At 45.2% G+C, this 11,839-nt stretch carries 9 protein-coding genes and 1 pseudogene; 2 read left to right on the top strand and 8 right to left on the bottom strand.

Going from position 1 to position 11,839, the window contains the following annotated elements; translation table 11 throughout:
- Positions 1-2,238, top strand: a 2,238-nt coding sequence (locus ACM0OZ_RS28655) for a tetratricopeptide repeat protein (protein ID WP_414586233.1), incomplete at its 5' end; no start/stop codon positions are given.
- A 32-nt stretch (positions 2,239-2,270) separates the two neighbouring features.
- Here the strand turns inward: ACM0OZ_RS28655 and ACM0OZ_RS28650 are convergent.
- The 6 genes from ACM0OZ_RS28650 to ACM0OZ_RS28625 form a co-directional block, all read right to left on the bottom strand.
- On the bottom strand, positions 2,271-2,450 hold the full coding sequence (locus ACM0OZ_RS28650) for a hypothetical protein (protein WP_414586232.1): 180 nt from the start codon (positions 2,448-2,450) through the stop codon (positions 2,271-2,273).
- Between the two features lie 663 nt (positions 2,451-3,113).
- Entirely contained in the window at positions 3,114-3,899 is a 786-nt protein-coding gene (locus ACM0OZ_RS28645; RefSeq protein WP_414586231.1) for an ABC transporter permease, read from the bottom strand.
- Positions 3,900-3,945: 46 nt separating this feature from the next.
- Positions 3,946-5,397: an MFS transporter gene (locus ACM0OZ_RS28640; protein ID WP_414586230.1), complete on the bottom strand. Its 1,452-nt coding sequence runs from the start codon at positions 5,395-5,397 to the stop codon at positions 3,946-3,948.
- 136 nt (positions 5,398-5,533) lie between these two features.
- Complete coding sequence (locus ACM0OZ_RS28635) at positions 5,534-6,028, bottom strand: MarR family winged helix-turn-helix transcriptional regulator (RefSeq protein ID WP_414586229.1); 495 nt, start codon at positions 6,026-6,028, stop codon at positions 5,534-5,536.
- A gap of 339 nt (positions 6,029-6,367) precedes the next feature.
- A complete protein-coding gene (locus tag ACM0OZ_RS28630) occupies positions 6,368-7,222 on the bottom strand; it encodes an ABC transporter permease (RefSeq protein WP_414586228.1) in 855 nt (284 codons plus the stop codon).
- Complete coding sequence (locus tag ACM0OZ_RS28625) at positions 7,179-7,997, bottom strand: ATP-binding cassette domain-containing protein (protein ID WP_414586227.1); 819 nt, start codon at positions 7,995-7,997, stop codon at positions 7,179-7,181. Before ACM0OZ_RS28625 ends, ACM0OZ_RS28630 begins: the two co-directional genes overlap by 44 nt.
- 135 nt (positions 7,998-8,132) lie before the next feature.
- Between ACM0OZ_RS28625 and ACM0OZ_RS28620 the strand changes: the two are divergent.
- Positions 8,133-8,381, top strand: a pseudogene (locus tag ACM0OZ_RS28620) (exopolysaccharide biosynthesis protein); the annotation flags it as partial.
- Here the strand turns inward: ACM0OZ_RS28620 and ACM0OZ_RS28615 are convergent.
- Together ACM0OZ_RS28615 and ACM0OZ_RS28610 are read right to left on the bottom strand one after the other, a co-directional pair.
- Positions 8,382-9,464: a chemotaxis protein CheB gene (locus tag ACM0OZ_RS28615; RefSeq protein WP_414586226.1), complete on the bottom strand. Its 1,083-nt coding sequence runs from the start codon at positions 9,462-9,464 to the stop codon at positions 8,382-8,384.
- On the bottom strand, positions 9,465-11,831 hold the full coding sequence (locus tag ACM0OZ_RS28610; RefSeq protein WP_414586225.1) for a response regulator: 2,367 nt from the start codon (positions 11,829-11,831) through the stop codon (positions 9,465-9,467).
- Between the last annotated feature and the right edge of the window lie 8 nt (positions 11,832-11,839).

The following is an 11,839-nucleotide window of genomic DNA, read 5'->3' as shown; positions in this document are numbered from 1 at the left end:
GCACTTGAATACCAAAACCAATGCTTAGCCATTCTTCAGCAGTTAGATGACCAAGCCAGTATAGCCAGTGCTTACAATCAGTTAGGAATTATTTATCGAGGGTGGGGGAAATACGAGCAAGCAATAAGTTCCTATCAACAAAGCAAGGAACGTTACCAACAGTTAGGTCGAGATAAGGATGTAGCTAACCTGTGGTACAATTTGGCTGATTGCTACAGAGAATGGGGAAAATATGAGAAAGCACTTGAATGCGAAAACCAATGCTTAGCCATTCGTCAGCAGTTAGATGACCAAGTCAGAATTGCCCTTGCTTACAATCAGTTAGGTCGGATTTATCAAGGGTGGGGCAAATACGAGCAAGCAATCAATTCCTATCAACAAAGCCAGGAACTTTACCAACACTTAGGTCGAGATAAGGATGTAGCTAACCAGTGGTACTGGATGGCTGTTTGCTACAGAGAATGGGGGAAATATTCGCAAGCCGTTGAATGCGAGAACCAAGACTTAGCCATTCGTCAGCAGTTAGATGACCAAGTCAGAATTGCCCTTGCTTACAATCAGTTAGGTCGGATTTATCAAGGGTGGGGCAAATACGAGCAAGCAATCAATTCCTATCAACAAAGCAAGGAACTTTACCAACACTTAGGTCGAGATAAGGATGTAGCTGACTTGTGGTTATGGTTGGCTGATTGCTACAGAGACTGGGGGAAGTATTCGCAAGCACTTGAATGCGAAAACCAAGGCTTAGCTATTCGTCAGCAGTTGGATGACCAAGCTAGTATTGCCAATGCTTACTTTCGGTTAGGTAGGATTTATCAAGGGTGGGGCAAATACGAGCAAGCAATCAATTCCTATCAACAAAGCAAGGAACTTTACCAACACTTAGGTCGAGATAAGGATGTAGCTGACTTGTGGTTATGGTTGGCTGATTGCTACAGAGACTGGGGGAAGTATTCGCAAGCACTTGAATGCGAAAACCAAGGCTTAGCTATTCGTCAGCAGTTGGATGACCAAGCTAGTATTGCCAGTGCTTACAATCAGTTAGGTAAGATTTATCAAGGGTGGGGTAAATACGAACAAGCAATCCACTACCATCAACAAAGCCAGGAACGTTACCAACAGTTAGGTCGAGATAAGGATGTAGCCAACCTGTGGTACTGGATGGCTGATTGCTACAGAGAATCGGGGAAATATCAGCAAGCACTTGAATGCGAAAACCAATGCTTAGCCATTCGTCAGCAGTTGGATGACCAAGCTAGTATAGCCAATGCTTACAATCAGTTAGGTAGGATTTATCAAGGGTGGGGGAAATACGAGCAAGCAATAAGTTCCTATGAACAAAGCCAGGAACGTTACCAACAGTTAGGTCGAGATAAGGATGTAGCTAACCAGTGGTACAATTTGGCTGTTTGCTACAGAGAATGGGGGAAGTATGAGCAAGCTATTGAATGCGAAAACCAATGCTTAGCCATTCGTCAGCAGTTGGGTGACCAAGTCGGAATAGCCGGTGCTCACTTTCAGTTAGGTAGGATTTATCAAGGGTGGGGTAAATATGAGCAAGCAATCAACTACTATCAACAAAGCAAGGGACTTTGCCAACACTTAGGTCGAGAAAATAATTTAGCTCAGACTCTTAGGAGATTTGGTTATGCTCAAACACTTTTAGCTAAAACTTATCAAGATAACGTTGTAGCTCTCAATCTATTAACACAAGCTGAAAATAATATTCGGCAAGCAATTCAATTTAATACGACAGGCGATTATAAGTATCATCTAGCTTACGACTACACCATTCTCGGTTTACTCTACTCAGAACGCCTACATTTCTTACCTAGCGACGACTCATCAATACAAGAACAAGTCGTCCTGTTCGAGCAATACTACCACACTGGCTTAACTTATCTTACTGAACTAGGGCAAACAGTGGATAGAGCCAATGCAGCTCTCGATATGGCTCGTGCTTATTTAGAGGTGGAAGTTTTACAAAATCTCAACCGTGCGGAAGAAATCGCTCAAGAATGTCTGCAAATCTTTCATGAGTATAACCGCCGCAAACAGGAAGCCGCAGCACTCAAGCTATTGGGCGAAATTTACCAAAAACGTACACAACAAAATCAGCCTGATGCAGAGCCAATTGCTACTCAGTTTTTATCTCAAAGTCTGCAAATCTACCGAGAGTTGGATTTACAAAAAGAAGCAGTGGAGGTAGAGCAGTTGATGCATCCATCAAACCCGTAGCAAGTGCAAAGCGAGGATGAAGCCCGTAGGCGTTACACTGATAATACCTGCTGGGCAATCAGGTTTAATTCCGGCAAAGCTATTGAAACAATCCGCTGATTTCCGGTAAACTCTGTCACAGTAAATGGAAATCGTTGCGGGTTAAGGGACTTCCAATTAAAAAAATCTCCAATTTGTAGTGATGCAGCGAAGAATGGTGGGTTACGGCGCACTTTACTCCTGTATGTAAAACCTCAACTGTCGTGCGCCTAACCCACCCTACATAATGGATAATTTATTTTTTGGTACTCCCTAAGCATCAGCTTTCTTTTTTCTGTTGATGCTCGCGATCGCCTATGCTTTGGCATAAAATCACGTATTCGTAATTTCTGCTTGCTAATTTGTAAGAGAACTGAAACGGGCGATTGGGCAGAGCGCATTCGTGAGGCGATCGCAATCACGCGCCCTTTATTCAAGTAGTTAACAGGTTTTTGGTTCGCAAACTGAGTGGTTTTAAGCTGAAAATCCTACAATTTGCACATCATCTTTTAATCAAATTCTTGTGGGGTGGGCATCTTGCCATACGTGTCAACAATCACGTTTAACCATTAATTCCACATTGGTTTTACCCCACCCCTTACCCCTCCCCTTGGTAAGGGGAGGGGAGGTTTTGGCGCAAGACAAAACCGGGGTGGGGTGAAGCGACAATTGTGGGCGAGTAGGATAAGGCATAATGTAACGTAATGACAAGGTTTTCACCTTAAGTTGACACCAATGGCATCTTGCCCGCCCAAATTGTGCAAACTAAATGCACAACAGCTTATTCTCAGTTCGATGCATCTGTTATACGAAAAGTTGCAGCATTTAAGACATTCCGAATTAGTAGTTACCACTTTCTAACTCGAAGCACTGGTATAAAACCGCAAGGCAAACCGCCAAAACCTGGAGGAAACAAAAAACAGTGCGATCGCCAACACACCCGCGCCTACTATCCAACCGATTTGACCCCTACCCAGCATCGCTTCCGCAGGTATAGTCGTTAAAAAAGCTACAGGAACAACATACGTGAAGAAAAAGCGGAATGCAGTAGGATAGGCTACCATCGGGTATCGCCCAGCTTCCAAAAAACCCCGCAGCACTTCGGTGACGTTGTAAATTTTGACGAACCAAATACTCGTGGCTCCTAACATGAACCACAGACTATAAAGAATGACCAAGCCAAAACTCAGAGGAATTGCACTGATGAGGTAGTCGTCTATTCCTAAACCGAGTTTTCTACCTGCGTAGCCAATTATGATACTCCCAAAAACTACATCCGGGAGTCCCCAAGGTGAGACGGTACGGGTGGAAAGCCAAAACTGGCTGCGGATGGGTTTGAGTAGCACAAAGTCCAGTGTACCTTCCTGTACGTGGCGGACAATGCTATTCAGGTTTGGGGCAAGGAAAGTTGCAGAAAAACCTTGCAGCAGGGTAAAAATTCCCAAAACTACCAAAGCTGCTTCCCATGACCACCCTGAAAAGGTGTAGCCGTTACCATAAAACAAGAATAGCCCAAAGAGACTACCTGCAAGATTACCCAAGCTGCTCAAGGTTGCTAACAGGAAGTTGATACGATACTCCAGCTCAGCCTCTATGGCAGTGCTCCAGAATAATTTTAGGACTCTTAGGTATCTGTTTCTCAAGCTAAAGAACTATAAGCGCAAAAGTAAGTGCATTATACTTATTATCTCATCTACTTGACGCTTTTTGCTCGCGCCCACCTGTTCTCCAGAGGAAAGCAACGAGTACTGCTGCGGTAAACAAAACGATTGCTGCGATCCGAAAGGTTCTCTGGAGACCAAACACCAGTGCTTCAGCAGGTGCAGCTGTGACATCAACAGCAGAGGACTGGGAGAGAGTCAGCACTGCAAACAAAGCTCCCATGACTGATAATCCTGTGGTTTGTCCTAAAGTCCGGGATAAAGACATCAACCCGGAAGCAATACCCAGACGTTCTGGAGGAACCTCGCCCAAAATAGCGCTATTGTTGGGTGATTGAAACATTCCCAGCCCAATGCCAAAGGGCGCAACCCGTACAATATAACCGAGTTCTGTCAACTGAGCATTGAAGGTACTGATGCCAAGACATCCAACTGTCATCAACAGCAACCCAATCAAGCTGATGATACGCGGTCCAAATCTATCTGATAGATTCCCAGAAAAGGGGGCGACGATACCACCCAACACAGGCGACACCGCCAGCAACAACCCTACTTGTTGGGTGGAATAGTGGAGAACTAACTCAAGAAAGAAAGGAGCAATAAAAATCACGCCTGCAATCACGATAAACACTAGCAAGCCTGATAACAAGCTGAGGCTAAACTGCAGATTGCGAAACAGCTGCAAGTCTAGCATGGGTTGTTGGATGCGCGTTTCAAGCCATAAAAAACTTATCAAGCCAAGGATGGCGATCGCAAGCAACGCCAGTGCCCCAATACTACCAAAGCCCTGATTTTGTCCGGCTGTCATCCCAACGGCGAAGCAAACCAAGGTCAAAGTCATAATCAGTGCCCCTAGCCCATCAAACTTTTGTTTGGTTGAGTTGCTCTTACCTGCAGGAACACTGCGGACTACGACAAAGCTGGCGAATATCCCTATCGGCAGATTCACCAAAAAGATGCTGCGCCAGCCAGAAAGCCCAATCAGCAATCCCCCGACTGTAGGACCAAGGGCAATACCCAAAGAGACAACCGCGCCAATGATACCCAGCGCCCGCCCGCGTTCTGAACTTGGAAAAACCTCGGTAACAATTGCCGCTCCCAGCGCTGAAATCATCACGGCTCCCAGTCCTTGCAGTGCGCGAAACCCAATCAGCCAGTAGTCTCCAGGTGCAAGTCCACACAAAAGCGAACTCACAGTAAACAGCACCAATCCTCCGAGATACAGCTGTTTCTTTCCGAACATATCCCCGAGACGAGCTGCACCCAATACTAACGCAGTCACGACAAGCAAGTAGCTCAAGACGACCCATTGTATGGTGGCAAAGCTTGTGTGGAATACCTGCACCAAAGTGGGAAGAGCAATGTTGACAATACTGGTGTCTATAGTAAACATTAGTACACCCAGACCAACACCCAACATTGCCCACCACTTTCCTGATGATGGCTGAGGTAGATGCAATTGCTTTGAGTTGCCGTTCATATTCTTATTTTTTGGTGTCTCAACCTGCTTGGGTTAGTTCTGCCGTCAAAAAACTTCGTAGTCTTTTTTCCCTAGCTGTCTAACTATTAGCTTTCTAACCATTCGTTGTCAATATATTTGTGTACTTGCAATCAGGTTAAGGAGAGTCTATATAGTCAGTTTGTTTCTGTTCTACAGTTTGTTCAAACACTTGCTTTAATAAAATCAATCCTTCTTCGATCTGAAGAATTTGTTCTTGTGTGAGGTGAGTGAAGAGATCAGCAATGCGATCGCGAGTTTGTTTGCGAGCTTGTTCCAAGTGATGCAGCCCGTCTTCCGTCAGCTTAAGGACAACACGCCGCCGTTCTTGAGGGTGATCATTGCGATGGACATAGTTGCGCTGAACAAGCCGCTCTATAGTTGCTGATGCTGTCGCACGAGTCACTCCCAAGTGTTCAGCAAGGCCAGAAAGTGAAGCACCAGGGTTGCGATCCAAAAATGCGAGCGTCCGGAATTGAGGGACAGACAACGTAGTAGAGCCTATAGCACGCATATCTGCTCGGATTGCTCGCATAACCAATGGAATTGTTTCCATCACCTTAGCCGCACAATCTTTTGAGGTTGTTTTTTGAGAAGTTTGCTCTAAGCCCATTTTATTGTTATTTTTCCTAACTCATTGCAAGTTTAACGATGCAAAGTTGTCATTCTATCTTAGAGATAACAATCTCTTAACCTCTGCTGCTACCTATTTAGATACAATCAGAAGACAGCAAAATCATAGGTAGAGCAGATGCTTTACCTACGATATACAAATTTCGGTCAAGAAAAACGCTCTTTACTTGCAGTGACTTAGGACTGAAGGCAAAGAAAAAATCGTATGAGTCTGCGCGCAATTACACCAGTTTTTACGTATTTGAACCACACTGTAAGGGCACAGCAATGCTGTGCCCCTACGGCAAATGTGGTTTATTTACCTGAAAATAGCTGTAAGTTACATAACCACGCGTGAATACAGCCGTCCACTAATGACTGTCATGACCACAATTGCAACTAGCAGAACTGTAAAGTCTACAGCAAACCCATATGTGCTTGTGCCATTTGCCAGCATTGTACCTCTAAGAGCATCAACCTGATATGTTAACGGATTAAGGTGTGAAATCATCTGCAACCATTTTGGCATCAGCGAAATGGGGTAGATCGCATTACTGGCAAAAAACAATGGCATAGTCATTAACTGCCCAATCCCTGTAAAGCGTTCTCTTGTTTTCACAAGACATCCAATGATCAGTGAAAAGGTCGAGAAACAGACTGCTCCCATAACTACAATCAGCACAACTCCCATAATGGCGAGCGGATTGAAATTCAATTTGACACCCAACAGCAGTGATAATCCATAAATAATGACTATCTGAGGTAGACTTCGCACCCCAGAAGATAGAGATTTGCCTAGTACCATAGCTACCCGGGGAGTAGGACTAGCCAGGAATTTATGAACAATTCCTAAGTCTTTTTCCCAAATAATTGCCATACCACCTGTGAAAATTGCCATAAATAGCACGCTTTGAGCCAAAATTCCAGCAGCCATGAAGTCGAGATATGGCAAGCCATTGGTGGGAATGGCACGAATGCGGCTAAAGACTTGTCCGAAAATAAGAAGCCACAATGCAGGTTGCGCTGTACGCAAAAATATATCGCTTGGATCATGCCATAGCTTGCGGACTTCCAGCTCGACAATCACGAGTGTCTTTGTTATCAAGTCGGAAATGGCAGCCAGTAAATTTGCTGAACGAGAGGGTCGTCCGTTAGCCCAAGCGACGTGCAGCGCGTCTGATTCTCGATGTCTCATGGTAGCTGACTCCTGATGCTAGTTGGTCACCTGTGTAGTGGATAAACACATCATCTAAAGTTGCATTACTCTTAGCCAAAGAAGCTTTCAATTCTGCGGGTGTACCAGTTACAACGATTTTGCCTCGATGCATAATTGCCACTCGGTCACATAAGCTATCTGCTTCTTCTAAAAAGTGAGTGGTTAACAGTACAGTCGTGCCATAATTCTCAAGGAGTTGTTGCACAAGCTCCCACACCTGATTGCGTGCTATCGGGTCTAGTCCTACAGTTGGCTCGTCAAGAAACAGAATTTTAGGCTGATGCAGAATCGATTGAGCAATTTCCAGCTTGCGGATCATGCCACCAGAGTAGTTTCGCACTAGTCTGTGGGCGACATCCTGCAAACCCATAAATAATAGAGCCTCCCGGATTCGATGTTCGCGTTTTGACCGGGGAATATCATACAGCTTGGCAAAAATCAGCAGATTTTCATAACCTGTTAAATTGCCATCACAAGAAAGTGCTTGGGGAACATAACCAATGACTCGCCTCACTGCTGGCGCTTGATGAGTAACATCAAATCCAGCTATGACTGCTTGTCCTGAACTAGGGGGCAGCAGAGTTGTCAACATCTTAATTACTGTACTCTTGCCTGCACCGTTCGGTCCGAGCAAGCCAAACACTTCACCGACTTTTATAGTGAAACTTAAGGCATCGACTGCAGTAAATTTGCCAAACTTGCGACTGAGGTCGTACGCCTGCAATGCAGCCTCAGTGATAGTCAGTTGCACCACGGATGAAATTTGCCTTTTTTAGTTAGATAATCTAACAATTAGTATTACATATCTTAGTTCACTCGAATACTTACGTTTCATTGAGATATGCAGAACTTAGGCGCTAAAACGGTCTAGGCACATTCTGGCTAATAAGTGACGATTGGCAGTGCGATCGCCCTGATGGCAATTTCGATGATGATTCCCATTGCGGGAACAAATACTCTACCCGCAATGGGAATTTTCGTGACTGGCTTTGGTTTGCTAGAAGATGATGGTGCTATTAGTCTCAGTGGTTTAGTCCTTTGTGTGATGGGTGCAATTCTAACTACCTCAATTTTATTTGCGTTAATTTGGGGTGGTTCCAGTCTTCTTGACGTTATCAAGACTTGGTTGGGTTGTTAACTATTTGTTCAAAGAAAATAAGAGTAAGAAAGGGGCGATGTCTTCAATGGGAAGCAAATGTTGAGCAGCACCGAGTGCCAGTGCCTCTTTCACCATGCCAAACGCCACACCATTGTCATCTTGGGCGATTGTCAGACCTCCTACTTGAGAAATTGCCTGTAAGCCTTGTACACCGTCATGACCAAGCCCAGTTAATAAAACCCCAGCGGTTGTTTTGCCATAGAAGCTAGCCATAGATTTAAACATAACTGTAATCGAGGGACAATGCTTTTCTCCTGGTACAGCTCTTGAATAAATAAACTTGCCTTTTGAGTCTAATTCAAGATGATTCTTCTCTGGAGCAAAATAAACTGTTCCTGGTTCAGGGGACTCACCAACTTCAGCAACTTTGATTCTCAACTTACACTGGGAGGACAACCAATCCACCAATTTTGACAAAACGCCTTCACCTACGTGCAGGGTACAAATAATCGGCAATGGGAAATCAGCCGGCAGTTTGCTCAGAATCTTTTGGATAGGTTGAAGACCTCGTGTGGAAGCCCCTATACAGATCACCCGGTAGGAAAGTGCCACATTTGTTACTGGTGTTTCAGTTTTTAAGGACGACCCAGATGTTGTCGGCGACCCAGGAGGAGTCAACGGCTGTTTTTGTTGTTGCGGTTTGGCAGCCACATTCATACTCGAAAGGACTTTAATTTTGGCAATCAACGCTGCTTTAATTTTCTCATAGTCAGTCGGCGAACCAGTGGTTGGTTTGGGGAAAACATCTGCAGCACCAGCTTGCAACAGACGAAAGATAGTGTCGATGTCGGTGTTTTGGACAAAATTGCTAATCACCAAAATTGGTCGCGGGTCTTGAGCCATGACACGCTTGGTCAACTCCAGACCATCCATATTTTCCATCATCAGGTCTGTACAAATCACATCCGGCTGCGTCTTGGTAATCACTTCCAGACCCTCCTCACCATCGCGTGCTGTACCGACCACAGCGACCTCTGGTGAGGAATTTAGTAATCGTTGAAGAATTTCCAGAGCAATAGGGGAATCCTCAACCAGAACCACTTTCTTTTGGCGTATACTCATTTATACGAACTTCCTTAATGTATCTAAAAACTCTCCTTGCTCGAACTCGCCTTTGGTGATGTAAGCGTTTGCTCCGACCTGTGCGCCTTGGCGCTTGTCCTCCTCCGATGCCATCGTTGTCACCAAAATGACAGGCAATTCCTTGTATTCTGGTAATTGGCGAATTTTAGCAGTCAGTTCCAGCCCGTCCACATTTGGCATTTGGATGTCCGAGATCACGGCATCGAATTTGCTTTCCCTGAGTTTGTCAAAGCCATCTTGACCGTCTACAGCAGCAGTAACTTCGTAACCAGCAGTTTCCAAAATCCGCCTCATCTGAGTACGAATGGGAATGGAATCTTCAACCAGAAGAATTTTCTGTTTGATTTGTGCTTTTTCGCTTAACTCCTTAACTGTAATAGAAACAACTGTCTTCTTGGCTGACTTGAACAAATCTGGAGGATTGAGCACCATGCAAACTTCTCCCGTACCGAGAATTGTGGCACCGGATATATTGCAAACTCTCTTGAGCAAATGACTCTGTGGCTTCAAGACAATGTCCTGTAGCTCCAATACAGTGTCTACTAGCAGTCCCAAACGCTCGGAACCAAGCTGGAGAATAACACAGGGAATACTTTTGATGCCAACGTTCAAAGCTTGGGTTGATGCAGGTACTTTGACAGGTAAGCCTAATAAATCTGCAAGCCAAGCAACTGAAACAGGCTGTCCTTGGAAGGGGAAGGTTTGGCTCCCTTCCACCGCAAAGATTTCCTGAGGAGAAACCAACAGCATTGTTTCCACAAATTCTACAGGGATGGCATAGGAATTTTGGTTCACCTGCACAATCAAGACATGGGTCGTTGCGAATATGCTACTGATTGTGATGCGAAATAAACATCCCTTGCTGGGTGTAAATTCTACCTGGATGGTTCCTTTGAGTCGTTCGACGTTGGCACGCACGACATCCAAACCGACTCCTCTGCCGGAAATCTCAGTGACTGCTGTGCGGGTGGAGAAACCAGGGGCAAATATCAATGCCTGAATCTCCGCCGTTGACATACCTGCCAGTTCTGCTTCAGAGCGAATCCCACGGCGCATCGCTGCTAGTTTAATAGCTTCGATATCCAAACCGCGCCCATCATCTGAAACTTCAATACTCACGGTGTTGCCAGTTTGGTACACCCTCAAGTGAATTGTTGCTGTAGGGGGCTTGCCAAGTTTTAAACGCTCTTGGGGTGTTTCGATGCCATGATCTATAGCATTGCGGAGGATGTGCATCAGCGGGTCTTTCATCTCTTCAATAATCCGCTTGTCTACACTAATCTGTTCACCTTCGATGTGAAGATCAACTTCTTTGCCTTGCTGCTTAGCCAAATCTCGCACGGTGCGAGGAAACAGATGAAAAATTGTGGATAATGGCAGTAGTCGCAAAGAGGTGACTCCCGACTGAAGTTCGTTGGATATGATTTCGAGTCTGGCAGTATAATCAAACGCTTTCTTCTGGAGTCGATTGAGATACTCTCCCAGTTCCTTAAGGCGGTTTTCTGTTAAGGAGCAGGAATTTTGCATCTGTTGCAGTTGATTACCTAGCCCGCGTCGCTCTAGATCTCTGTATGCTTGACGGATCACAAAGGCTTGTCGGTTCAACTCTTCCCACAGGGTGATCATTTCCTCAATTTCAACAAGTTGGTCTGCAATCTGACTTTTGGTAACCACCAGTTCACCCACTTGTGTCAACAGCTTATCGAGCCTCTGGGATTCAACGCGGATAGTGTCAATTTGGTAGTCGCTTTCAGCCGCAATAGTATCTGCGTTTGCTACCGTGGATTCACCAATTTTAACTGCATCATTTAACACCTTTTGTGGTTCTGCCAGGGTTGAGGAATCTTCCTCTGATTCGGCATCATCGAAGACCAAGGACTGTGCAAAGGAGAAGGTTGAGGAATCCTCCTCTGATTCAGTGATGTTTTCTGGTACGGTTTCTGGAATTTCCGACCATGCATCACTAGACTCACCTCTCATCAGTTGAGCTAGGATATGGAAGACGCTGACTCCTGCTGGTTGTCCGGTAACGGCTTCATGGGCAATTTTACGAATAGCATCCAGTCCTTGAGAAAGGCATTCGTAGAGTTGGGAAGTAAAAACTCGCTCACCCTGCTTAACGGACCCCAGAATTTCTTCGATTTGGTGGGTGAGGGTTTCCACATCTTTGACCCCCAACATCCGGGAATCACCTTTGAGGGAGTGGGTTTCTCGGAGTAATCCTTCGAGTTTGGCCTTGTCTTGGGGATTTTTTTCGAGATGCAGCAACCCTGCTTCGATTTTCTGTATGCGTTCGGCACTGGCTGCTTTGTACAGCGATCGCAGTTCTTCGTCTTCTATCATCATGGCTTTAA

The sequence above is a fragment of the Scytonema sp. PCC 10023 genome (genome assembly GCF_963920835.1).
GTDB lineage: Bacteria > Cyanobacteriota > Cyanobacteriia > Cyanobacteriales > Nostocaceae > Kalymmatonema.
Note: the sequence above shows the minus strand (reverse complement) of the source record. Positions and strands in the feature narration are given on the sequence as shown.